At 71.1% G+C, this 23,917-nt stretch carries 22 protein-coding genes; 11 read left to right on the forward strand and 11 right to left on the reverse strand.

The window, feature by feature from the left end; translation table 11 throughout:
- The first annotated feature begins 31 nt into the window (after nucleotides 1–31).
- The gene (locus NR111_RS06775; RefSeq protein WP_067716453.1) at nucleotides 32–298 is read left to right on the forward strand and encodes a hypothetical protein; all 267 of its coding nucleotides are present in this window, start codon (nucleotides 32–34) and stop codon (nucleotides 296–298) included.
- A 4-nt stretch (nucleotides 299–302) separates the two neighbouring features.
- On the forward strand, nucleotides 303–1,487 hold the full coding sequence (locus NR111_RS06780; protein ID WP_256820349.1) for an NAD(P)/FAD-dependent oxidoreductase: 1,185 nt from the start codon (nucleotides 303–305) through the stop codon (nucleotides 1,485–1,487).
- A 25-nt stretch (nucleotides 1,488–1,512) separates the two neighbouring features.
- Here the strand turns inward: NR111_RS06780 and NR111_RS06785 are convergent, their stop codons facing one another.
- On the reverse strand, nucleotides 1,513–3,906 hold the full coding sequence (locus tag NR111_RS06785) for an arylsulfatase (protein ID WP_256820350.1): 2,394 nt from the start codon (nucleotides 3,904–3,906) through the stop codon (nucleotides 1,513–1,515).
- Nucleotides 3,903–4,802, reverse strand: a complete 900-nt coding sequence (locus NR111_RS06790; protein ID WP_119192572.1) for a TauD/TfdA family dioxygenase — start codon at nucleotides 4,800–4,802, stop codon at nucleotides 3,903–3,905. The genes NR111_RS06785 and NR111_RS06790 overlap by 4 nt, the downstream gene beginning before the upstream one ends.
- Before the next feature lie 113 nt (nucleotides 4,803–4,915).
- Between NR111_RS06790 and NR111_RS06795 the strand changes: the two genes are divergently transcribed.
- Complete coding sequence (locus NR111_RS06795; protein ID WP_132063103.1) at nucleotides 4,916–5,500, forward strand: TetR/AcrR family transcriptional regulator; 585 nt, start codon at nucleotides 4,916–4,918, stop codon at nucleotides 5,498–5,500.
- A 134-nt stretch (nucleotides 5,501–5,634) separates the two neighbouring features.
- Nucleotides 5,635–6,465 carry a formylglycine-generating enzyme family protein gene (locus NR111_RS06800; RefSeq protein ID WP_067716444.1) on the forward strand — a complete coding sequence of 277 codons (831 nt, stop codon included), beginning with the start codon at nucleotides 5,635–5,637 and terminating at the stop codon, nucleotides 6,463–6,465.
- On the opposite strand, the gene NR111_RS06805 is transcribed toward NR111_RS06800, so the two are convergent.
- From NR111_RS06805 to NR111_RS06815, 3 genes are all read right to left on the reverse strand, one after another.
- Nucleotides 6,421–7,125, reverse strand: coding sequence for a TetR/AcrR family transcriptional regulator (locus tag NR111_RS06805; RefSeq protein WP_256820351.1), 705 nt, complete (start codon nucleotides 7,123–7,125; stop codon nucleotides 6,421–6,423). The two genes, NR111_RS06800 and NR111_RS06805, sit on opposite strands and share 45 nt — an antisense overlap.
- A 70-nt stretch (nucleotides 7,126–7,195) precedes the next feature.
- Nucleotides 7,196–8,119, reverse strand: a complete 924-nt coding sequence (locus NR111_RS06810) for an ABC transporter permease (protein WP_256820352.1) — start codon at nucleotides 8,117–8,119, stop codon at nucleotides 7,196–7,198.
- Nucleotides 8,112–9,230 carry an ABC transporter permease gene (locus NR111_RS06815; protein WP_120282963.1) on the reverse strand — a complete coding sequence of 373 codons (1,119 nt, stop codon included), beginning with the start codon at nucleotides 9,228–9,230 and terminating at the stop codon, nucleotides 8,112–8,114. The genes NR111_RS06810 and NR111_RS06815 overlap by 8 nt, the downstream gene beginning before the upstream one ends.
- 267 nt (nucleotides 9,231–9,497) lie before the next feature.
- Here NR111_RS06815 and NR111_RS06820 point away from each other — a divergent pair, with 267 nt between their 5' ends.
- The 4 genes from NR111_RS06820 (at nucleotide 9,498) to NR111_RS06835 (ending at nucleotide 14,884) form a co-directional block, all read left to right on the forward strand.
- A complete protein-coding gene (locus NR111_RS06820) occupies nucleotides 9,498–10,466 on the forward strand; it encodes an ABC transporter ATP-binding protein (protein WP_256820353.1) in 969 nt (322 codons plus the stop codon).
- Nucleotides 10,463–11,530: an ABC transporter ATP-binding protein gene (locus NR111_RS06825; protein ID WP_256820354.1), complete on the forward strand. Its 1,068-nt coding sequence runs from the start codon at nucleotides 10,463–10,465 to the stop codon at nucleotides 11,528–11,530. The genes NR111_RS06820 and NR111_RS06825 overlap by 4 nt, the downstream gene beginning before the upstream one ends.
- A complete protein-coding gene (locus NR111_RS06830; RefSeq protein ID WP_256820355.1) occupies nucleotides 11,527–13,131 on the forward strand; it encodes an ABC transporter substrate-binding protein in 1,605 nt (534 codons plus the stop codon). Before NR111_RS06825 ends, NR111_RS06830 begins: the two co-directional genes overlap by 4 nt.
- 151 nt (nucleotides 13,132–13,282) lie before the next feature.
- Nucleotides 13,283–14,884, forward strand: coding sequence for an ABC transporter substrate-binding protein (locus NR111_RS06835; protein WP_256820356.1), 1,602 nt, complete (start codon nucleotides 13,283–13,285; stop codon nucleotides 14,882–14,884).
- 487 nt (nucleotides 14,885–15,371) lie between these two features.
- On the opposite strand, the gene NR111_RS06840 is transcribed toward NR111_RS06835, so the two are convergent.
- The 4 genes from NR111_RS06840 to NR111_RS06855 form a co-directional block, all read right to left on the reverse strand.
- Entirely contained in the window at nucleotides 15,372–16,805 is a 1,434-nt protein-coding gene (locus NR111_RS06840; RefSeq protein WP_256820357.1) for an amidase, read from the reverse strand.
- 99 nt (nucleotides 16,806–16,904) lie between these two features.
- Nucleotides 16,905–17,744, reverse strand: coding sequence for an SDR family NAD(P)-dependent oxidoreductase (locus tag NR111_RS06845; protein ID WP_256820358.1), 840 nt, complete (start codon nucleotides 17,742–17,744; stop codon nucleotides 16,905–16,907).
- A 40-nt stretch (nucleotides 17,745–17,784) separates the two neighbouring features.
- On the reverse strand, nucleotides 17,785–18,513 hold the full coding sequence (locus tag NR111_RS06850; protein ID WP_256820359.1) for a sulfite exporter TauE/SafE family protein: 729 nt from the start codon (nucleotides 18,511–18,513) through the stop codon (nucleotides 17,785–17,787).
- 19 nt (nucleotides 18,514–18,532) lie between these two features.
- Entirely contained in the window at nucleotides 18,533–19,009 is a 477-nt protein-coding gene (locus NR111_RS06855) for a nuclear transport factor 2 family protein (protein WP_256820360.1), read from the reverse strand.
- A gap of 79 nt (nucleotides 19,010–19,088) precedes the next feature.
- Between NR111_RS06855 and NR111_RS06860 the strand changes: the two genes are divergently transcribed.
- On the forward strand, nucleotides 19,089–19,751 hold the full coding sequence (locus NR111_RS06860) for a TetR/AcrR family transcriptional regulator (protein WP_254050626.1): 663 nt from the start codon (nucleotides 19,089–19,091) through the stop codon (nucleotides 19,749–19,751).
- 17 nt (nucleotides 19,752–19,768) lie between these two features.
- On the opposite strand, the gene NR111_RS06865 is transcribed toward NR111_RS06860, so the two are convergent.
- On the reverse strand, nucleotides 19,769–21,340 hold the full coding sequence (locus NR111_RS06865) for a DUF4389 domain-containing protein (RefSeq protein ID WP_254050625.1): 1,572 nt from the start codon (nucleotides 21,338–21,340) through the stop codon (nucleotides 19,769–19,771).
- Nucleotides 21,341–21,506: 166 nt separating this feature from the next.
- On the opposite strand from NR111_RS06865, the gene NR111_RS06870 reads away from it, so the two are divergent.
- Together NR111_RS06870 and arfB are read left to right on the forward strand one after the other, a co-directional pair.
- Nucleotides 21,507–22,118 carry a 1-acyl-sn-glycerol-3-phosphate acyltransferase gene (locus NR111_RS06870; RefSeq protein WP_096906941.1) on the forward strand — a complete coding sequence of 204 codons (612 nt, stop codon included), beginning with the start codon at nucleotides 21,507–21,509 and terminating at the stop codon, nucleotides 22,116–22,118.
- A 56-nt stretch (nucleotides 22,119–22,174) separates the two neighbouring features.
- On the forward strand, nucleotides 22,175–22,615 hold the full coding sequence (gene arfB, locus NR111_RS06875) for an alternative ribosome rescue aminoacyl-tRNA hydrolase ArfB (protein WP_256820361.1): 441 nt from the start codon (nucleotides 22,175–22,177) through the stop codon (nucleotides 22,613–22,615).
- 24 nt (nucleotides 22,616–22,639) lie between these two features.
- On the opposite strand, the gene NR111_RS06880 is transcribed toward arfB, so the two are convergent.
- Complete coding sequence (locus NR111_RS06880) at nucleotides 22,640–23,878, reverse strand: cytochrome P450 (RefSeq protein WP_256820362.1); 1,239 nt, start codon at nucleotides 23,876–23,878, stop codon at nucleotides 22,640–22,642.
- Nucleotides 23,879–23,917 lie beyond the last annotated feature (39 nt).

Raw genomic sequence — 23,917 nt, forward strand, 5'->3', positions numbered from 1 at the left:
GTGTGGGTCCCAGTCAACGAGAGGTGCGACTATGACCAACGCCCGACCGTCAGACCCTGATCCCGCCCAGAGCCCGGACGTGGATGACACCGGTTCCGCCCCTGCCGGGGTGACCCCGGACTCCGACTCGACCTCGTTGCAGTCGGACAGCGCGGCCCGGAAGCAGGCCCCCACGGAGCGGCAGAGCCCGACTCCCCAGCCGGGACGCACGAGTCCCGTCGTGTGGATCGTGGTCATCGCCATCGTCGTCCTCCTCCTGGTGGTCGGCCTCGTCGGCTACGCGTTCGAGGTGTTCTAGAGCCATGCCCGCCGCGTTCGACACCGTGATCGTCGGGGCAGGCAATGCCGGGGTCTCCCTGGCGGCCCGCCTCAGGCGCGATGGCGTGGGCGGCATCGCGCTCATCGACCCCAGCCCGGTGCACCGCTACCGGCCGATGCTGAACTACGCCGCGGCCGGGCAGGCACGCATGTCCCGCTACGAGCGGGCCATGGCGACCGTGGTCCCGGACGGGGTCGAACTCGTGCCGCACGCGGCCACCCGCGTCGATCCCGACGCCCGGACCGTCACCCTCGACAGCGGCGCGTCCGTCAGCTACCGCGACCTGGTGTTGTGCCCCGGTCTCACCCCGCACTGGGAGGAGATTCCGGGACTGCAGGAGGCCTACGTCGACGGCTGGGCGGTGTCCGCCCACGTGCCCGAGTACGCCGGTCGGGCATGTGCCGCCCTCGTGCGTGAACGTGAGGGCACCGTGGTGTTCTCGGTTCCGCCCGAGCCGGCATCCTGCGGCGGGACGGTGCTCAAGGCGATGTTCCTGGCGTGCGACCGGTGGCGGCGGGCCGAGGTGCTCGACCGGATCGACGTGCACCTGGTGACCCCGTTCGGCGGACTGCTCGGACTGGAGAAGATCGACTCCCGATTGCAGCCGTTCATCGAGGACTACGGCATCACGGTGCACGCCGACACACGGGTGACCGCCGTGGACCACGCCGCCCGGACCGTCTCGCTCGACGGCCCCGCCCCGGTGACCCTCGAGCACGTCAACCTCGCCTACGTCACCCCGGACAGCCGCGCACCGCGATTCGTCGCCGACTCGGGCCTGGCGACGGGCGACGCCGCCACGCTCGTCGAGGTGGACCCCCGCACCCTGCGCCACACGCGCCACGAGACGGTGTGGGGACTGGGGGACGCCGCGACCGTGGACACCCGCCCGTCCGGTGGCGCGTTGCGCGACCAGGTCGCGGTGGTGGCCGACAACCTGCGCGCCGCCCGCGACGGTGAGCCGCTGAAGGAGTACGACGGCTACACGGTCATCCCCGTGGCCGTGAGCAGGGGCCGACTGGTGCTCGACGAGCACGACCGGGACGGCCGGCCGGCCCCGTCGGTGCCGGGGATCGACCTCTTCGCCCCGCGACGGATGACGTACGCGTTCGACCGGTTCGTCCAGCCCGTCGTGTACTTCCGCAAGCTCCTGCGCGGCCGGGTCTGACCCGGCGACCGGTCCGTCGCCGAGGTCAGTGGGTGGCCAGTTCGATCTCGTCCCGTCGCGCCTGCGGGAGTTCACTGCCGCGACCGAGATCCACCTGCACGTGGTGGAGCGTGGCGCCGCGGACCGGGAACGATCCCTCGTACGCGGTGCTCACCGCGCTCCCCCGACTGCGCCCGATGTCGAGGGTCTCGTTCATGCTGAACATCGCGGGGGCCGTCACGGCGATCCGCCCGTGCCCCACCTGCTCACCGTCGATGAGCAGGCGCAGGTCCGCGCCCGCCGCGATCCCTCCGTCGTAGGCGAACTCGAGCTCGACGGTGCGCGCACCCGCGGCGAGCGGTTCGCTGCCGGCTGCCCGGCCGTGGTGTCGACCGAAGAAGTTGTACTCGAAGACGGGCACCCCGTCGACGATGTACAGCGTCATGCCACCGAAGCGGCCGCCCAGGCTGAGCAGCACACCCTCGCAGGACCCGGCCGCGGGGGAATCGCCTCCGTGGACCTCCAGCGACGCCGTGAGACGAAACGCACGGTTGAGCAGCTTGGGCGCGGCCTTCTCGTTGAGCCCGTCCATGTGCGGGTACAGGGTGATCGACGAGCGGCCGCCCATGGGGTGGGGTGGGCGGTTGTCGACGCCGGCCTGGCGTCCCACGGTGCTGTCGTCCAGCGGCAGGACGTCGTACCGCGCGGCCTCGGCGATGAACTTCATCGTCAACCGCTCGAGGATCTCGGGGTGCTCTGCGGCGAGGTCACGGGACTGCGACCAGTCCGCGCGGGTGTCGTAGAGCTCCCATGTACTGTCCGCCAGCGGCGTGAGGTCGACGCCGGAGGTGGCCATCAGCCAGGGCGCCCGTTGCGCGGTCACGGCGGTCCACCCGTGGTCGTAGATCCCGCGGTTGCCGAAGATCTCGAAGTACTGGGTGGTGTGCCGGTCCGGGGCGTCGGGCTGGTCGAAGGTGTAGGTCATGCCCACCCCCTCCAACGGCTTCTGCGCCACGCCGTCCACGGTGTGCGGCATCGGCAGGCCCGCGGCCTCGAGGATGGTGGGGGCGATGTCCACGCAGTGGTGCCACTGGTGGCGCAACCTGCCCGGCTCGGCGATCCGGCCCGGCCAGTGGGCGACGAGGGCGTTCCGGGTCCCGCCGTAGTGGGAGGCGACCTGTTTGGCCCACTGGTAGGGGGTGTTCAGCGCCAGTGCCCAGGACGACGGGAAGTGCGGGTACGAGTCGGGGCCGCCGAGATCGTCCCACTTGGCCAGCAGTTCCTCGGTGGTCGAGGGCAGCCCGTTGAGTCCGGCGAGGTAGTTGAACGCGCCCAGCCGGCCGCCCTCCGTGGAGGCGCCGTTGTCCCCGACCATGTACAGGACCAGGGTGTTCTCCAGCGCACCCGTCGAGTCGAGATGGTCGATGAATCGCCCCACCTGGTCATCGGTGTGCTCGAGGAACCCGGCGTACAGCTCCATGAGTCGGGCGGCGACCTTCTTCTCGTCGTCGTCGAGCTCGTCCCAGTGCGGCAGACCGGGCGCCCATGGTCCGAGCTCGGTGTCCTCGGGGACCACTCCCAGTTCCTTCTGGCGCGCCAGGGTCCGCTCACGCAGGGCGTCCCAGCCGTCGTCGAACTCGCCGACGTACCGGTCGCGATAGGACTCGGGGACGTGCAGCGGCGCGTGGACCGCGCCCAGCGGCAGGTAGCAGAACCACGGCATGTCGGGGGCCACGGCGGAGACGTTCTCGACCCACTGGACGGCGTGGTCCACCAGGTCCTCGGTGAGGTGGTATCCCTCCTCCGGCGTCCGGGGCGGGTCCACCTGTCGACGCCCGTCGTAGAGGACCGGGGTGAAGTGGTCCGCCTCGGCGCCCAGGAACCCGTAGAACGTGTCGAACCCCTCCTCGGTGGGCCAGCGGTCGAACGGCCCGGCGGCCGTGGTCTCCCACGGCGGGGTCTGGTGCATCTTGCCGAACGCGCCGGTGGCGTAGCCGTTGCCGCGCAGCACCCGGGCGATGGTGGCCGCCGAGTCGGGCCGCATGCCCGTGTATCCGGGTGCGCGGGTGCTCATCTCGGCGATCACGCCCATCCCCACGCTGTGGTGGTTGCGCCCGGTGAGGGTCGCGGCGCGGGTCGGCGAGCACAGCGCGGTGGTGTGGAACCGCGTGTACCCCGCCCCGTCGTGGTTGAGGCGCTCGATGGTCGGGGTGCGGCAGGGGCCCCCGAACGCCGTGGACGTGCCGAACCCCACGTCGTCGAGCATCACCAGCAGGACGTTGGGCGCCCCCTGCGGTGGGCGGATCTGCTCGACGCCCGGGAACCCGTCCTGCTGATCGCGGCGGTCCATCTCAGCGGGCACCCGACCGGCGAGCCGCCGCACGGGCAGGACGTGACGGTCGAGACCGGCCTCGGGGAACGCGTCGTCTGACGGGCTCATGCCGGCACGTCTCCGACGATGGCGACGCGCTCCATGACCCGACGATGGGGGAAGTAGTCACTGCACGCGTAGTGCTGGGTGGCCCGGTTGTCCCAGAACGCCACCGTGCCCGGGGCCCAACGCAGGCGTGCCTGGAAGTCGGGCATCTTGACCTGGTCGAGCAGGCGCCGTAACAACTCCCTGCCCTCGACCGGGTCCATGCCGTCGATACCGGTGGTGAACAGGCTGTTGACGAACAGGAGTCTGCGGCCGGTCTCGGGGTGCGTGCGGACCACCGGATGGTGCTGCGGCGGGTAGCGCTTCTGCATCTCGGCGAGCTTGTCGGGGGACATGCTCCGGCCGAACGACGGCGTGAAGTCGTGTGTGGCCGTCAGCCCGTCGATCCGCTCCTTGATCTCGTCCGGCAGCGCGTCGTAGGCGTTGCCCATGTCCGACCACAGGGTGTCGCCGCCGGCATCGGGGACCTGGATCGCCCGCAGCACCGACCCCATGGGGGGCCGGTCCTGCCAGGTGACGTCCACGTGCCAGATGTTCTCCATGCCCGGGTTGTCCTGTCCGCGGTCGAACCTCACGACCTCGGGGATCTCCCCCTGGTCGAGGAGCGGGTGGACCTCCAGGTCGCCCCAGTGGGCGGCGAAGTCGCGGTGCTGGTGGGCGGTGACGTGCTGTTGGTCCCGGAAGAAGAGCACCTTCCTCTCGAGCAGCGCGGTCTTGAGTTCGGAGATCTGCTCGGGTGACGGGGCGGCGAGGTCGACGCCCTCGACGTCCGCTCCGATGAACGGGGTGACGGGCCGCACGCCGATGTGATGGTAGGTGGCGGGCGGGGCATCGTCGGCCGTCAGCCGCATCCGCTTGGGGCCGAACTCGATGTCGTGATCGCCGATCGTGACCTGCATGGGGGTTCCTTCCGTGGCCGGTGGGCCTGGTCGAGGGGACGACGCGCGAGGCGTAGACATCTGTCTACAGCGTGCTCAACCGTGACTGTAGACGATCGTCTACAGTGGCGTCCATGGATCTCCCCGAATCGGATCGCCCCGTCGGACGAGACGCAGTACGCCGCGCCGTTCTCGGCACCGCCCGCCGGATCTTCGCGGCCCGCGGGCCACGGGCGCCCCTGCGCCTGGTGGCCGAGGCCGCGGGGGTGAACCTCGGTCTCATCCACCGACACATCGGGAACAAGGACGACCTGTTGTCTGCGGTACTCGAGGACGGCCTGCGGCACGGCACCGCCCGGGTGGGAGACCACGACGATGCCGGCCGGGCCGTGTACTCCATGCTCACCGGAGCCGTCGAGAACCCGGATTTCAGCCGCCTGTTGGTGTGGCTGTCCCTGGATCCGGACGCCGTGTCGCGGCCGCTGATCGACGCCTCGGTCCGGCCCGCCGGCGCGGTGTCCCGCATGACCGATCCCCCGCCGGCCGGCGAACTGCATCTCGCGCTCGCCCTCACGGTGATCTATGCCTGGCCGGTTCTGCGCGACCAGATCCTCGACGTCCTGGACGTCGGAGCCGCCGACCGCGAGGGCGTCGACACGCGGATGGCGGAACTCCTGTCCGAGGTGGTCACGGGCCGGGGAGCCGGGGAAGGACGATGACGACGACGAGGGCCTGCTGCGCACCGGGCGCCCCGCCCCCTCCCGACGGGCCGAACCTGCGGGGCCCGCGGTCCCCGGGCCGTGGAGCCGACCGTCCCCGCCGGCAGGTCCTGATTCCCGGCGGGACGTCGGTGATGGGCGACCACTTCGACGAGGGGTACCCCGACGACGGGGAGCTACCCCTGCACGAGGTGAGCCTGCGCTCGTTCCGGATGGACGAGTGCGCCGTCACCAACGCCCAGTTCGCCAGGTTCTGCAAGGACACCGGGTACGTGACCGACGCGGAGGACCTCGGCGTCTCGCCGGTGTTCCATCTCGCCGTGGAGGCCGACCCGGCCGACGTCCTCCACCACCTGGATTCCACGCCGTGGTGGGTGGCCGTGCGGGGAGCCGACTGGCGCCACCCCGGCGGGCGCCGGTCCTCGATCACCGCTGTGCAGAACCACCCGGTCGTGCACGTGTCCTGGAACGACGCGACGGCCTACTGCGAATGGGCGGGGGCCCGCCTGCCCACCGAGGCGGAGTGGGAGTACGCGGCACGGGGCGGCCTCGCCGGGGCCCGCTTCCCGTGGGGCGACGAGCTGACCCCGCGTGGTCGGTGGGGTCTCAATGTGTGGCAGGGACGGTTCCCCTCCCACAACACGCTCGACGACGGCCACCTGACGACCGCCCCGGTACGCGCGTTCCGGCCGAACGGATACGGCCTGCACCAGATGGTCGGCAACGTGTGGGAATGGTGCGCCGACGTGTTCGACCCCGGCTACTACGCGGTCTCGCCCCGAGAGGATCCCCGCGGTCCGCGCCCCGACGGGAGCCCGGGCGACGAGACGTGGCGCGTGATGCGGGGAGGTTCCTACCTGTGCCACGAGTCGTACTGCCACCGATACCGGGTGGCGGCCCGATCCGCGAACACCGCCGGTTCAGCTACTGCCAACCTCGGCTTCCGGTGCGTCCGCGACGTGTGACTCCCCTGGTCCGACCCCTGCACGCAGCGCGGCCTCGACCATGTCGTAGAGATGGGCGACGACCTTGTCGAAGTCGGCGTTGACCACGGCGTTCCGGGCGTCCCGACGGTCCTCGTAAACGGCCAGTGCACCGGTGAACATCTGGACGGCGAGGTCGATCCGCTCGAAGGCCACGCGCCGGGACAGGTGCGACATGGCGTCGATCAGGCGGACCACCACGTCGTCGGTCGCCGTGCGGAGCCGCACCTCGGGTGCGCCGGGTCCCATCACCGGCCCGACCCGCTGCAGGAACCGGGCGTAGTGGGTGGCGTCGGGCGAGGCCCGCAGCAGGTCGACGATCGGTTCGAACAGCACCCGCACGAGAGTCGCGAGGTCGGTGCCCAGGCCCTGCTCGTCGATCTCCGCCAACCGCTGCCGGCGATCGACGTCGAGGGCGGCCAGCCGGCGCCGCAGCACCTGCAGGATGAGACCGTCGCGGCTGCCGAAGTGGTACTGCACCGCGGAATTGTTGCGTTGCCCGGCCGCGGTGGCGACGTCGCGCATCGAGACCCGGTCCAGGCCACGCTCGCTGATCAGCTGCTCGGCGATCTCGAGCATCGCCGTCTTGGCGTCCCTCGCCTGGGCGGGCCCGTCGACCGTGGCCTCACTCGTCGGGTCCATCGGTCCCCTCTCCTCCGCCTGGATTGAACACGTGCCCGTACCGCCGCCGGACCGGTCCGGTCGGCGTCGATCAGATCTTGGCCGCTCCGGGGCTCCACTTGCGGCCGGCGGCCTCGCCCAGCTGGTTGAAGCTCAACACCGTGAGGAACAGGACGATGGCGGGAATCCCCACCAGTCCGGGGTACCTCTCGAAATCGGACTGACCGGCGCTGATCATGTTGCCCCACGTCGGTTCGGGCCGAGGAATGCTCAGCCCCAGGTAGCTCAGCGAGGCCTCCGCGACGATCAGCACCGCCACGAGCATGAAACTGTAGGACAGCACCGGCGCCACGATGTTGGGGGCCACCTCGCGCAGCATGATGCGGGTCTCGCCCGCACCGAGCGACCGGGCGGCGGTGACGAACTCGCGGCCGGCGAAGCTCATCGCGTTGGCGCGGACGAGCCGTGCGTACGACGGCACCACCATGATGCCCAGCGCCAGGGTGACGTTGAGCAGGGTCGGGTCGAGGACCGTGACGATCGCGATGAGCAGGATGAGCGACGGGAACGCCAGCAGGACGTCGCTGATGATGGAGACGAGCCGGTCGACCCAGCCGCCCTTGTACCCGGCCACCAGGCCCAGCGCACCGCCGATGAGGGCGCCGATGACGACACCGCCGATGCCCACCACGATGGAGACTCGGGCGCCGTAGAGCAGCCCGCCGAGAATGTCGAGGCCCTGCCGGTCGGTGCCCAGGGGATGCGCGGTGAGCAGATCCGGCGGAAGCAGGGACCGGGTCGTCAGCGCGAACTGCGGGTCGCGCGCCTCGGCCAGCGGCAGGAAGTCGACGATCAACGCGCCGAGAACGATGAGGGCGGTCCACCCGAGGGCGAGCAGGGTGCCGACCGCGGAGAGCTTCGGCAGACGCAGCTTGCGCCGGGCGGGCACCTCCGCGGCGATGGTCGCGGTCGCGGTCGAGGCGACGGTGGAACGGGTGGGGTCGTTGTCAGCCACGGCGGATCCTCGGGTCGATGAGAGCGTAGGTGACGTCCACGGTCATGTTGACCACGACGTAGAAGACGGCGATGACGATCACGCCGCCGAGCACCACGGGCAGGTTGTCGTTCTGGACGGCGTCGACGATCATGCTGCCCATCCCGGGCAGGTTGAACAGCCGCTCGACGACCACCGTCCCGCCGATGAGGCGACCGAGGCTGATGCCGGCGAGGGTGATGATCGAGACCGTCGACGGCCGCAGGGCCTCCTTGACCAGGACGTGGCCGGTCGGCATGCCCTTCGCGCGCGAGGACAGGACGAAGTCCTGCTGCAGGGTCGAGATCATGTCGGTCCGCAGGACACGGGTGAAGATCGCGACCTCCATCAGCGCGAGGGTGAGCGCGGGCAGCATGATGCTGCGCAGGTTCTCCCCCAGCCCCTCGGCCAGCGGCGCGTAGCCCTGGCGGGGGAACTCGGGCAGGAACAGAGCGATCACCGCGATCACCCCGCCCACCGCGAGACCGGCGATGAGGGACCGGCCCCAGGTGACGCCGGGTGCCCCGCGCCCGCCCCGACGGCCCAGCGGCGACAGCGCCACCACCAGCCCGATCACGACGGCCGCGCCGAGGATGAGCTGCTGCGCGAAGGAGTGGTTGAACACCAGCAGGTAGATCAGCAGCAGCCCGGCCACGAAGCTGGGCACCGAGATGAACGCGAACGCCACGACCGAGGCGACCTGGTCGAACACCCCACCACGGCGGTAGGCCGACCACACCGCCACCGGGACCGCGATCGCCAGCGACAGGATGATCGACAGGAACGCCAGCTGGATGGTGACCGGCAGCGCGTTGCCGATCATCTCGGTGACCGGCTGGTTGGGCGGGATGAGCGAGTTGCCCAGGTCGGCCGAGGCCATGCTGCCGACCCATTCCGCGAACCGGGTGGTGACCGGGTCGTCGAGACCCAGCTCCTCCCGGGCTGCCTGGTATTGCTCCGCGGTCGCGCCCGGCCCCACGGCGGATGCCGCGGAGTCGCCGGGAACGGCCTCCATCAGGAAGAACGCGCCGATGGTCGCGAGTACGACGACGACGACCGCGTGCAGAGCGCGTTCGCCAATGAACCTGAGCACGTGGGGAGACCCCTTCGTTTGAGTCACCGCATGAGGCGGCTTCTTAATCACCTTGACGTGGACACCCTATGCCGTGATACTCATCACAGCAACACGTTCTAAGCAGTTGTCTTAGATCCCCGTCCGAGACACCAACCCCAGGAGGCAGCCATCGCCGCCGCAGCACCCAGCGGACACGGGCCTTCGGACCCCGACCTGCTGCTCGAGGTCCGCGACCTGCGCACCCACATCGACACCCCCGACGGTCGCATCACGCCCGTCGACGGGGTGAACATCTCCCTGCGCCGGGGCGAGACGATCGGCATCGTGGGCGAGTCCGGCTCGGGCAAGTCGATGCTCGTGCGGTCGATCATGGGCATCGCGCCGACCACCGCCCGCGTCGATCAGGGCTCCACGGTCCGCTTCGACGGCCGGGACGTCCTGTCCCTGTCCCAGCGCGAGGCGCAGAGGTTCTGGGGCCGCGAGATCGCCATGGTGTTCCAGGACCCGCTGACCTCGCTCAACCCGATCCGGACCATCGGCCGCCAGATCACCGACCCGCTGCGCCACCACCTGGGACTGAGCCGCCGCGAGGCCACCGACCACGCGGTCGAGCTGCTGACCCGGGTGCGCATCCCCTCACCGCGCGCCCGGCTCTCCGAGTACCCGCACCAGCTCTCCGGCGGCATGCGCCAGCGGGTCGGCATCGCGATCGCCCTGTCCTGCTCGCCCAAGCTCCTCATCGCCGACGAGCCCACGACCGCGCTCGACGTGACGGTGCAGCACGAGATCCTCGACCTGCTGCACGGGCTGCAGGCCGATTCGGACATGGCGATGATCCTCGTCAGCCACGACCTCGCGGTGGTCTCGCAGCACACCGACAGGATCGGGGTCATGTACGCCGGACGGTTCCTCGAGGTGGGCGACACCCGGGCCCTGCTCGACGAGCCCGCACACCCGTACACCGGGGCGCTGCTGGACTCGATCCCGCGTCCCGACCTGCCGCCGCACACCCGGCTCACCGTGATCGAGGGACGCCCGCCGAACCTGCGGGAGATGCCCGCCGGCTGCCGGTTCGCACCCCGCTGCCCGCGTGTGGCCGACGACTGCCTCGCCGTGGACCCGCCGCTCGAGGACCTGGCGACGGCACCCGACGTGACACCGCGGTTCGGTGTCCCCATCGCTGAAATCCACCGCGCCGCGTGCCATCACCCGCTCGCCCCCGCCACTTCCAGCACCACCAGCGAGGCATCATGACCGTCCCCTCCCCCCACCTCACCGGTTCGGCCGAGCCGGAGAACGCGGGCCCTCCGGCCGATGCCGACGTCGTCGTCGACGAGCACGGGGCCGACAAACTCGTCGTCGACCACGTGACCGTCGAGTACCACACCCGCAAGGGCACGGTCCACGCCGTCTCGGACGTCTCCCTCAGCGTCCCCCGCGGCTCCACACTGGCCCTGGTCGGCGAGTCCGGCTGTGGAAAGTCCAGCCTCGGCCGGGCGATGCTGCAGCTGCCCCGCCCGAACTCCGGGCGCGTGATGGTCGACGACACGGACCTGTGCTCGCTGTCCGGGGCGGCCCTGACCCGGGCCCGCAAGATGATCCAGATGGTCTTCCAGGACCCCGTGTCCTCCCTCAACCCGCGCCGCAGGGTCCGCGACATCGTGGCCGAGGGCCTCGAGATCCAGGGCGTCGACGGTGGACGCGAGGAGATCCGGCGCCGCGTCGACTCCGCCCTCGAGGCCGTCGGACTCGACCCCGAGCACGCCGGCGGCCGCCGCCCGTCGGAGTTCTCCGGCGGGCAGTGCCAGCGCATCGCCCTGGCCCGCGCACTCGTCCTGGAGCCCGAGGTGCTGGTGTGCGACGAGCCGGTCTCGGCCCTCGACGTCTCCGTGCAGGCACAGATCCTCAACCTCCTCGAGGAGATGAAGGAGCGCTACCGCCTGACGATGATCTTCATCTCCCACGACCTGTCGGTGGTGCACAACATCGCCGACCGCGTGGCGGTGATGTACCTCGGCACCGTCTGCGAGGTCGCCGACACCGAGTCGCTGTACCGGGCCCCGGCCCACCCGTACACGATGCTCCTCATCTCGTCCGCGCCCACGCTCGGCGGCACGCTCGCCGACACGCTCGGCGAGGACTCCATCACCGCGACCAGCTCCGAGCTGCCCTCGCCCCTGAACCCCCCATCCGGATGCAGATTCCGAACCCGGTGCCCACTGGCCACCGACATCTGCGCCACCGAACGCCCCCCGTTGGTCGACATCGCACCCGGCCACCAGGTCGCGTGCCACCACCCACTCCAGGAGAATCGATGAAGCGCACCACCAGCGCCATGGCCGTCCTCGCGGCCGCCGCCCTGACCCTGTCCGCCTGCGGCGGCGGGGAAGAGTCCACCTCCGCCTCCGGCGGCGCCGAGGGCCAGGCCCCCGACCAGTCCGAGCGGTGCACCGAGGACCGGGCCGGCGGCGAGATCACCGTGGGCGAGTTCTCCATGCTCCCGTCCTTCGCGCCCGGCCAGGGCCAGTACGGTGTCCGCGGCGGCGCGCAGTCGGCGGCCGTCTACGACCGGCTCATGGTGTGGAACCCCGAGGCCGAGGAGTTCGAGCCCAAGCTCGCCGAGTCCCTCGAGGCCAACGACGACAACACCGTGTGGACCCTCACCCTGCGTGATGGCGTCACCTTCTCCAACGGCGACCCGCTCACCGCGGAGGACGTCGCGTTCACCGTCGGCCTGCACAAGGACCCCGCCACCCGGTCGGTCGCGATGACCGACGCGATGGAGATCTCTGAGACCCGCGTGGTCGACCCGCTCACCGTCGAGTTCACGCTCGCCCGGCCGTGGGCCGGTTTCCCAGTCGCGCTCGCCGGCACCATCGGTGAGGTCATCCCCCAGAAGGCCTACGAGGCCGCCGACCCGCAGGACTGGGCCCGCAATCCGATCGGCGCCGGCGCGTTCACGGTCGCCAACTACATCCCCGACCAGGAGACCGTCCTCGAGCCCAACCCCGACTACTACGGCGGCCCCGTCTGCCCCACCCTGAAGTTCATCCGCATCCCCGGCTCCCAGGGCACCTACGACGCGTTCCAGACCGACGAGCTCCAGGTCGCCTTCCTGCGCGGCGCCAAGTTCCTGAACATGGCCACGTCCGATGACGTCCGCGGCTTCGAGGAGGTCATCAGCGCCGGCTCGGTGATCAATATGAACTCCGGCAAGGCCGGCTACGACGGCATCCTCACCGACGTCCGCGCCCGCCAGGCCGTCGCCGCCGCCATGGACCGCGACCTGTGGAACCAGCGCCTGTACGACGGCGAGGGCCAGCCGACCTCCGCCCTGGTCGCCGAGTCCTCCCGCCTGTACGACGGCCAGGAGGGCCCGACGTACGACGTCGAGCGTGCGAAGGCGCTCGTGGAGGAGCTCAAGGCGGACCGCCCCGACTGGGACGGCGAGCTGCGCATGCTCATCTCCGACGGCCCCGAGAACATCGAGGCCGGCGTGGTCGCCAAGGCGCTTCTGGACGCGGCCGGGTTCAACGTCCAGATCGAGAACGCCCCGGTCTCCCAGGTCACCGCGCGTCAGTTCACCGGTGACTACGAGATCGTGATCGGCGGCCTGGCCACCTCGGACGCCGACCCGGCGTCCACGTTCGCCAGCGCGTTCACCCCGACCGGCGCGACCAACCTCACGGGCATCGACGACCCCGAGCTCACCGCCGCGGTCAACGAGCTCAAGGCCGCCGCCGACCTCGACGCCCAGAAGGAGGCGATGACCCGCCTGCAGGAGGTCTTCAACGAGGTGCAGCCGTTCACCGTGATGGCCAACGCCGAGCAGTACGTGGCCGTCTCCGACACGGTCGGCGGACTCACCCCGACCCTGTCCTCGGTCGTCCTGTACGACGGGGCGTTCGTGAAGGAGTGATCACTCCCCCGCGGTCCTGACGGGCCGCGCCCGAACCACACAGACGTGCCCCGGGCTCCCGCCCACCGGTGAGAGCCCGGGGCATCTCTGTGCCGGAAACACCCACGCGGCGAGCCGACCGGCCCGCCGCCCCTCACGATCAGGAGAACAGATGACCCGCGCCACCAGCGCCCTGGCCGTCCTCGCCGCGACCACCCTCGCGCTCACCGCATGCGGAGGCGGCGGAGCCGACACCACCGCCTCGGCCTCCGGCGCCACCGCCCCGGACCAGTCCGAGCGCTGCACCGCCGACCGCGTCGGCGGCACCATCACCATGGGCGAGTACGCGATGCTCCCCTCGTTCGCGCCCGGCCAGGGCCAGTTCGGTGTCCGCGGGGCCACCGAGTCCGCGGCCGTCTACGACCGCCTCATGCGGTGGAACCCCGAGGCCGCCGAGTTCGAGCCCAAGCTGGCCGAGTCGCTCGAGGCGAATGACGACAACACCGTGTGGACGCTCACGCTCCGCGACGGCGTCACCTTCTCCAACGGCGATCCGCTCACCGCCGAGGACGTCGCGTTCACGATCGACCTCCACAAGGACCCGAAGACCGTCTCCAACGCGATGACCGACGCGATGCAGGTGGAGCAGGCCCGCGTGGTGGACCCGCTGACCGTCGAGTTCACGCTGACCGAGCCGTGGGCCGGCTTCCCGATCCTGCTGGCCGGGACCGCGGGCGAGGTGATCCCCAAGGACGCCTACGAGGCCGCGGACCCCGCCCAGTGGGCCCGCAATCCGATCGGTGCCGGCGCGTTCACGGTCTCCGAGTACATCCCGGACCAGGAGCTGGTGCTGGAGCCCAACCCGGACTACTACGGCGGGCCCGTCTGCCCGACCCTCGAGTTCATCCGCATCCCCGGCTCCCAGGGCACCTACGAGGCGTTCCAGACCGGCGAGGTCCAGGTCGGGTTCCTGCGGGGCGCCAAGACCGTCACCGCCGCCCAGGACGCCGGCGACCGGGGCTTCGAGACCATCACCAGCGCCGGCTCCATCGTCAACCTCAACGCGGGTAACGCCGGATACGACGGCGTCCTCACCGACGAGCGGGCCCGTCAGGCGTTCGCCATGGCGCTCGACCGGGAACTCATCGATCAGCGCCTCACCGGCGGCCTCGGCCAGCCCACGTCCGCCATCATCGCGGAGTCCTCACGCTTCTACGACGGCCAGCAGGGCCCCGAGTTCGACGTCGAGCAGGCCACCGCCCTCATCGACGAGGTCAAGGCCGACCGTCCGGACTGGAACGGCGAGCTCACCCTGCTCGTGGCGGACAGCCCGGAGAACATGGAGTCCGGCGTGGCCGTCAAGGCACTGCTCGACGCGGCCGGCTTCACCGTGACCATTCAGAGCCAGCCGGTCGCGCAGGTCGTGGCCCGCCAGTTCACCGGTGACTACGAGGCCGTCATAGGTGGTCTGTCCCCCTCGGACGCCGACCCGGCCTCCACCTTCGCCAGCGCCATGACCCCCGGTGGCTCGCTCAACATCCCGGGCGTCGACGACCCCGAGCTCACGAAGGCCGTGACCGCGTTCAAGGCCGCCGCCGACCTCGAGGCGCAGAAGGCCGCGGCGACCGACCTGCAGGAGGTCTACAACCGGGTCGTGCCGTTCGCCGTGATGGCCAATGCGCAGGAGTACGTGGTGGTCGACGACTCCGTCAAGGGCGTCTCGCCGAGCCTGTACTCCACGATGTTCTTCGACGGGGCGTTCGTCCAGGAGTGATCGCGCGGCCCGCCCGCCTCTCGAACACCGACGGCCCCGGATCCCGGAGACATCTCCACGGGATCCGGGGCCGTCGGCTGTCCGGGGTGGGGCGAGGCGGGGTGGGGCGGGCGGGCCGGCGGGGCCGGGTGGGCCGGGCGGGCCGGGTGGGCCAGGCGGACAGCAGCCGCGCCGCTCACAGCCGCGCCGCTCACAGCCGCGCCGCTCACAGCCGCGCCCCAACGTGGCGTCTCGCGCGCACCGCGGGGTGGGCGAGACGCCACGGCCAGGAGCGGCTGGTGAGATCCCGTGCATTTCGGGGAGCGAGACGCCATGCCAGGGGGCGGCTGTGCCGAGATGGGCGCACTCCGGCGAACGCGAGAAGCCAACACCGAGCGCGAGACGCCAGGCGCAGGAGCAGATGCCAAGCGTGCAAGGAGCCCAGGAGCCCAGGAGCCCAGGAGGCCCGGACGCGGGCCAGCTCAGGCCCCTCGTCTGGCCGGGCCCGTCACCACCCGTCGTACCCCGGCGCCACGGTGGCCCACGGCGCGGCCGCCTCGAGCTGCCCCGACAGCCGCAGCAGCAGGTCCTCGCGGCCGTAGTCGGCGACCAGCTGCAGGCCCACGGGCAACCCGCGGTCGTCCGCGGCCAGCGGCAGGGAGATCGCCGGCTGGCCCGACAGGTTAAACATGCTCGTGCACACCGAGAACGCCGAGGACCGCGTCCACATCGCCTCCGGATCGGTGGGGTCGAGGTAGCCCAGCTCCGGGGTGGTGGAGGGCAGCGTCGGCAGCATCAGCACGTCCACGCCACCTGGCCCGAACAGTTCGGCCACGCGCCAGCCGGTCCGGGTGGCGGTCTGCAGGGCCCGCGCGACGTCGGGGGCCGTGTGGGTCATGGCGTTGTCGAGGATCACCCGGGTCCAGGGCTCGATGTCGTCGTCGTCGAGGTCCCGTCCCAGCGCGGCGAGGCGCGCGTCGATGGTCGCCCGCAGCTGGGCGCCCATGATGGCGCCGACGGCCGACATCCCCTCCAGCACGTCGACGTCCAACTCCACCTCGCGCACGTCGTGGCCGAGCCCGGCGAGCAGCTCGGCGGTGTGATCGACCGCGGCGCTGCAGGCGGGGTCGGTGGGGAACGGTCCGGGCGCGACGCGCAGCAGCCCGATGCGCAGGCGGCCGGGGTCGGCGCCGACCTCCTCGAGGAACGGGCGCGGCGGGGTGGGCGCACCGTAGGAGTCGCCGGGGCGGTGGCCGGCGACGGCGTCGAGCAGCGCGGCGCTGTCGCGGACGGTGGTGGTCAGGGCGTGGTGGTAGGACAGCGGCGACGAGAGGGCGTCGGGGTGCGGCCACGTCGGTACGCGCCCGCGGCTGGGCTTGAGGCCCACCAGGCCGCACATCGCGGCGGGAATGCGGATGGAGCCGCCGCCGTCGGTGCCGTGCGCGACCGGCACCATGCCCGAGGCGACGGCCGCCGCCGATCCGCCGCTCGACCCGCCCGTCGAGTACCCGGTGTCCCAGGGGTTGCGGCACGGGCCGTGCAGCAGCGACTCGGTGGTGGTGGACTTGCCCATCTCGGGCACGTTGGTCGTGCCGAGCACCACCATCCCGGCCGCCTTGTAGCGCTGTACGACGGTGCTGTCGACGGTCGCCACGACGTCGGCGAGCAGCCGGGAGCCGTCGGCGGCGGGCAGCCCGGCGACGTCGGTGCCGAGCGCCTTGATGACGATCGGCACCCCGCGCAGCGGGCCGTCGGGCAGTCCGGCCTCCACCTCGGCGCGCGCGGCGTCGAACCGGGTGGAGACCATCGCGTTGAGCTCGGGGTCGAGCCGCTCGATACGGGCGATCGCGGTCTCGAGCACCTCGGCGGCGCTGGTGGCACCGGCGCGGATGTCGGCGGCCAGGGCGAGCGCGTCGCGGGTCGGGGTGGGGGTGTCGGTCACGGGGTGGCCTCTCGTGGGCGTGGGGATGGTGGGACGACGGTGATGATGGTGACGACGACGGCGACGACGGCGACGACGGCGACGACGACGACGACGAGGTCAGCCCCAGCGGGACTGGCCGCCGTCCAACGGGATGGTCGCACCGCTCAGGTACGAGGCCTCCGCCGAGCACAGCCAGGCGACGGGCCGGCCGATGTCGGCGAGGGGGTCGCCCACCCGGCCGGCGGGGATGCCTGCGACGAACTCGGCGGCCTCCTCCGGGTTGTTCTCCATCCACCAGTCGAGTCCGGGGCTGTGGGCGTGGGGGGCCACGTTGAGCGCGCGGATTCCCTCGGCGGCCCACTCGTAGGCGGCGGCGCGGGTGAGGGCGCGGACGGCCTCCTTGACCGCGGAGTAGATGCCGTAGTTGGCGGCGTCCCAGCGAACGGCCGCGGAGGTGACGAGGTTGATGACGGTGCCGCCCCCGCGCTTGGCCATCTCGGGGCGGGCGAGCTTCATCAGGGTCAGGGAGACGCGGGGGCCGCCCTCGAAGGCCTTGCGGAAGTCGTCGTCGGGGTAGTCCGACAGCGGCAGCGGCATCGCCATGTTGGCATTGTTGACGAGGATGTCCACACCGCCGAGGCGCTCTACGGCCGTGGCGATGATCTGTTCCGGCGCGCCGTCGGTGACGATGTCGGCGGCCAGACACTCGGCGGTGCCGCCGGCGGAGCGGATCTCCTCGGCGACGCGCTCGAGCTTGTGCATCTTGCGTCCGACCAGCAGGACCGCCGCGCCGGATTCGGCGAGGCCGAGCGAGATGCCGCGGCCGACGCCCTGGCCTCCGCCCGTGACGATCGCGACCTTCCCGGCCAGCCGGTTGTCGCGGTCGGCTCCCGGCTGGGCGGTGGTGCCCGGCTGGGCGCCCGCCGCGGGCGTGGTCTGGGTGGGGTTCTCGGTCATGGGGTCCTCCGTGGTTGATCTGGATGTCGGCGAGCGGTGATCACGCCGTGACGATGGTGAGCAGGCCGGCGACCACCACGAGGGCGATCACGGCCGAGCGGAACACGTGGGTGGGCAGGCGTTGAGCGATCGCGATACCCAGCTGGTTGGCCGACACCCCGGCGACGGTGCACACCAGGAGAAGTGGTGCCAGGCCCGGCAGGTCGATGCCGGTTCCGGTCCACAGCAGCGTCAGCGCGACGACGCTGGTGACGACGAAGTAGCCCGCGAGGTCGGCGATGAACGCCAGGGGCGGGAGTCTGGCCCTGCCGAGCAGGAGTACGACGGGCGGCCCGTTGAGCGAGGTCGTGGTGGACAGGTACCCGCCGATCGCCCCGGCCGTGGCCGACGCCAGCGCCGAGGGCGGGCGGGCGTGGTGGGTGGTGGGCAGCGCCATCGCGAGGCCGCACAGGACGGTGATGGCGCCGGCGGCCGGCTGGAGGTGCTGCTCGGGCAGCAGGCCCAGTGTCCGTACGCCCAGCCACGCCCCCGGCACGCTGGCCGCGCCGAGGACCGCTACGCGTCGCCAGGTGATGTGTCGGCGCAACTGCACGGTGACGCCGACCCGTGTGACCAGCGCGACCACCAGGTTGACAGCCACGGTCTCCGGCAATCCGATCCCCGCCGTGAGCATGAGCGGGGTGGCGATGAGCGCGGTTCCGAAGCCGGTGGCCCCGCCGATCACCGAGGCGGCCGCGACGCACAGCGCCGCGATGACGATCAGGCCCACACGTCACCTGCTCGTGCCGTCACGTCGCGTCGGCGGGTGCGAGGTGGTTGTCGTTGAGCTGGAAGCTGGGCACGTCCTTGAGGTTGATCATCGCCTCGTAGGTGCGCTTGTAACCGGTCTTCGTGATCATCCAGCGGCCGTCGATGCGCGCGTAGTTGTCGGAGTAGAACGCGCTGCCGAAGATCATCGTGTCGAAGGCGGGCACGATCACCCGGTCCTGCAGGTACCAGCGGCCCGTGGCGGTGTCACCGTCGACCTCGATCTCCGGGTGGTGGGCCTGGTGTTCGGTGATGACGTCGTCGGTCATCTGGCCCTGCAACCCTGTGACCACCTCGTCGCGACCGGTGTAGGACAGCCGCTTGCCGTAGGACGCGGTGACGTCGGGCGCCAGCGTCTGGGCGAGCTCGTCCCACAGCCGCAGGTCGACGCAGCGCAGGTAGCGGTACTTGAGTGATTTGATGGCGTCGATGTCGTCGCGGCGGTCGGGAGTGCTCATCGCGGGCCTTTCGGAAGGGGTCGGGGCGCGCGTGTCGCGCGCACAGCAGAGACTGTAGTCAATTGTGTACAGTTCGGGAATGGAAACCGGGAAGAATGCCGTCGGAGGCGCGTCGGGCGCCCGGAACGGCGACGACAACCGCCGCGACGACGACAACCGCGACGACGACAACGAGGGCAGCCCGTCCCCCACACGCCCGACCGGCCGCGACGAGGTCCGCTCGGCCGTCATGCGGGAGGCCCGCCGGTTGCTGTCCGAGCGCGGTCCGAACGTCCCGCTGCGCGATATCGCCGACGCGGCGCAGGTCAATCTCGGCCTGATCCACCGGCACATCGGGCGCAAGGACGCGCTGCTCACCGAGGTGATGCAGGATGCGGTGCGTTACGGTGCCGCCCGCCTGGAGGACCTCGACGACGCCGGTGAGGCCGCGCGCGGGATGCTGCTCGGGGCCTCGTCGCACCCGGAGATCAGCCGGCTGCTCGCGTGGCTGGCCCTGGACCGCGAGGCGGCGTTCCCGCCGATGCTCGACCCGTCGCAGCGTCCGGCGGCCGCGTTGCGGCGGATGACCTCTCCCCCGCCCGCCGGCGACGTCGAGCTGCTGCTGGTCTTCACCGCCGTGTACGCCTGGCCCGTGCTGCGGGGGGCACTGCTGGACGCGCTCGACATCCCCGAGGCCGACCGCGACGGCATCGACGAGCGGCTGGCGGATCTGCTGGCCCGCGTCATCACCGGCGACCGCTGAGGCCCCCGCCCGGCCCCTCAGCGGTCGGCAGGCCCGTCGGGTGTGGCGTACTCGGCGGGTGTGGCGTGCTCGGCGGCGGGTGCCGGTTCGGTCGGCCCCTGGTCGAGGCGGAACGGCGGGTACTCGTCGCGCAGCAGCAGAACGTACGACGCGACCCGGTAGACCCAGCGGTTGAGGCCGACGTTCAGAACGAACAGGCCCGGCAGGTAGCGCCCGGTGAACAGCAGGCCGATCGCGGCGATCAGCACCAGGAGTCCCAGCAGGGTGAAGCCGACGCTGATGCCGTCGTTGTCGGTCGAGGCGTCGACCGCCGCCGCGCCACTGCCGGTGATGATGCCGACGATCAGCAGGTGCGGGATCACCAGTAGCCACCACTTGACCAGCACGAGACCCCGCGACAGACGTTCGGGGTAGACGACGTCCAGATCGGCGGGGTAGTCCGCCCGGCCCAGCGCGAAGGGCGGGTACCGGTCGGTGCCCAGGGCGGCGTAGGCGTAGAAGCCGACCCGCCAGTGCCACCGCATCGCGCCCACGATGAAGGAGAACCACGAGCGCGGGTAGCGGCCGGTGAACAGGATCGCCAGGCCCGCGGCCACCGTGACCACGACCGCGGCGAAGCCCAGGACCGCCAGCACGATGTAGTGCGGAATGGCCAGCGCCCACTTGATCAGCCACAGTGCGCGGGAGACGCCCGGATCCAGATGGCCGGTCAGCCGCAGCGGATCGGGGCCGGTCAACCGGCCCGTGACATCAGCGCCCGGGACGCCCGCGGTTCGGCGTTCGACGTCGCGCCCCAGCCCGGCGGCGCCGAGCAGGATCAGCGGGATCCCCAGCACCAGACCGACGATCCCGGCGATCAGCGTGGCCGGGTTCGCGAATCCGAACAATTCGGTGTGGGCCCCCGCCTGCACGTCCACCCACACCGGGCGGTTGCCGTCGCTGTTCATCACGACGATCACCCAGTTCCCGGACTGCAAATCCACATTGAGGGTCTGCTGGGTGGAGCCGGTAACAGAGCGCTCCCAGAACCGCTCGTCGGCGGGAGGGCCCGGCACTCGCGTCCCGGGGACCTCGTCGACGTCGTCATTCGAGCCTGATCGGCCGGTCCAGTCCGAGGCGTCCATGCCATAGCCGTCGGCCCACGGGTCGGTGCCGAACACGGCGTGGGGCACATCCCGGAGATACTCGTCGACGGCATCGGCGGGCGCCATGCCGAGGAACACCCGTTGTCCCGGGACGACAGGAGTGGCGCGGACCCGGACGCTGATCAGGTCCTCGAGATCGAACGCACCCGAGGAGGCAGCCTGGTCCTCGTCCAGGTTGAGGGTGAACGGGGCCGTGATGATCGCGTTGCCGACCGAGCGGAACTGCTCGGTCTCGGTGTACGCATACCGCCCGTCCCGCTGCGAGGCCTCGGCGACGGCGAGAAAGATGCCCGCAGCGCTCAGCGTCAGGCCCAGCGCCGTGAGCAGCACCCCGGCGACGAGCATGATCCAGTTGAGTGGACGGGTCCCCTGCCCGGATCTGGGCGGGGCCGTCGAGCCGGGGTTCGGATCGGAGTGGGACGGAGCGGGTTGCGGAGCACCCATAGCGGTTCCTCAGGAGTAGGTGTCACGACACTCGTCTGGATCGACGATGCCGTCGTAAAGATGACTATATTGTTATATTCGCAGTGTAACTGCGTCGATTGTGTGTCGATTTCCCGTCCGGCCTCGACCCCCTCCGCCGCACCCGGCGGTGGCCTAGGGTGACGGGGTGATCCGCCGCCTCGTCTCCCGCGCCTTCTGGTTCTTCAGCCGTTGGGAGTTGTCGACCCGACCGGCTCCGGATCGACCCACGGTGCTCTTGGGCGCACCGCACACGTCCAACTGGGATTTCGTGTTCATGCTCGGCATCGCCTGGCGACTGGGCATCGACATGCACTGGCTCGGCAAGGCCAGCCTCTTCACCGGGTGGCGCCGGCCGATCATGCGGGCGCTCGGTGGGGTTCCGGTCGATCGGGCGAACCCCGCCCGGGTCGTCGAGGACATGGTCGGGCAGGTCCACGCGGGCGAGACGTTCGGCCTGGTCGTCGCCCCGGACGGCACCCGCGGCGGGCACACGCACTGGAAGTCGGGTTTCTACCGGATCGCCCGCGAAACCGGCATGCCGGTGACGCTGGGCTACGTCGATCGCAGCACCATGACGACCGGGCTCGGCCCGACGATCGATCTGACCGGCGACGTGGCCGCGGACATGGACAGGATCCGTGCCTTCTACGCGGACAAGGCCGGGTTCCATCCCTCACAGCGGGTCGAGCCCCGTCTGGTCGACGAGCGCCGGGCGGCGGGCACGGATGCCGAGTTGCCGCAGGAGCAGCTCGACTGACGTCCGGACTGCTGTCGGGTTCCCGGCCGCGCTCGTCGGTGCGGGATACTGGCTCCGTGGACGGCCTGCGCGTGACTCCGGGGCCCGGCGCGCCCCGTGGCCTCACGGTGCCGGCGGGAGACCTGGTCGAGCGCTTCTCGAGGTCGTCGGGCCCCGGCGGCCAGCACGTCAATACCGCCGATTCGCGCGTGCAGCTGAGCATCGACCTGGGCACCACGACGGCGTTGGACGAGGTCCAGCGCGAACGGGCCCTGCGCACCCTCGCCCCGAAACTGTCCGGCACGGTCCTCACCGTCAGCGCCGAGGAGAACAGGTCGCAGCGGCGCAACCGGGCGACGGCACGCCGGCGCCTCGAGGAGCTGTTGCGCGAAGCGGTGGCGCCGCCGGCCGCCAGGCGTGCGACCCGACCCACCCGCGGTTCGCAGCGGCGACGTGTCCAGCATGAACGCCGCCGGGCCGAGATCAAGCGCAATCGGAGGCGCCCCGAACACGACTGATGCCCAGCCGTAGGTTAGGTCAGGTCAGGCCAGGCCCGTCGCGGGTAGAGAGACGAACCCTCGGGTGAACGGCGAGAGCGCCCGTACCGCCGAGTCCCGGTCGACCCCGACCGTCGGGTGCGCGGCGTAGAGTTCCTCCACCGCGATTCGGGCCTGCAGCCGCGCGAAGTGCGAGCCGATGCAGAAGTGCGGGCCGCGGGCGAACCCGAGGTGCCCGCTGATCTCGCGCGTGATGTCGAGCTGCCCGGCGGTCGGACCGAACTCGCGCTCGTCGCGGTTGGCCGAGCCGTAGAGCATCATCACCTTCTCCCCCGCCGGGATCGTCGTCCCGCCGACGGTCACCTCGCGGGTGGTCGTCCGCGCGAGCGCCTGCACGCTCGACTCGAAGCGCAGGCACTCCGAGAGCGCGCCGGGGATCAGCCCGGGGTCGGCCGCGAGCATCTCCCGCTGCCGCGGATGGGAGTCGAGCAGCGCGACGGTGTGCGAGATGAGGTTGCCGGTGGTGTCGTTGCCGCCGGCGACGATGACGAAGCAGAACCCGAGGATGTCCCAGTCGTCCAGCCGCTCGCCCTCGATCTCGGCCTGAGCCAGAGCGGAGATGAGGTCGTCACCCGGGTGGGCCCTCCGCTCGGCGACGAGTTCACCGAAGTAGGCGAACATCTCCGCCACCGCGTCCACCGCCCCGCCCTCGAGACCGGCCGGGCGGAATCCCTCCTCCTGCAGGGTCGTCAGCGCACTGACCCACGGGCCGAACAGCGGGCGGTCCGCTGTCGGCAGGTCGAACAGGTGGGCCAGCACGAATGTCGGGATCTGCGCACTGAAGTCGCGGTGGAGATCGACCACCTCGTCGTCGTCGTACCTCTCGGCCATCTCCGCCAGCCGCCCACGGACGAAGTCGCGGATCCGCGGCTCGGTGGCGGCGACGCGCTTCGGGGAGAACGCCTTGGCCAGCAGCCGCCGCTTCCCGGAGTGCTCGGGCGGGTCCATCATGACGATGGTCGGGGCCAGCCCCAGCTTCTCGATCTCGTCGCGGTAGAAGGTCAGCCCGCTGGCGGAGGAGAAGGTCCCGGGGTCGCACACCGCGGCGTCGACGTCGGCGTAGCGGGACAGTGCCCAGAAGTCGGGGTGGGCGGTGGTGCCGTCGCCGCGGTGATGGTGCACCGGATCGGTCTCGCGCAGCAGCCGGTAGCCCGGGTAGGGGTCGGCGAGGTGCGCGGGGTCGAACGGGTTGAACGTGGGGGCCGTCGCCGGCTGCTGCATCATGGCGCCATTTAACACGGACTGTTAAACAATGGGAAGGGC

It is taken from the genome of Dietzia sp. Die43, assembly GCF_024519835.1.
GTDB lineage: Bacteria > Actinomycetota > Actinomycetes > Mycobacteriales > Mycobacteriaceae > Dietzia > Dietzia kunjamensis.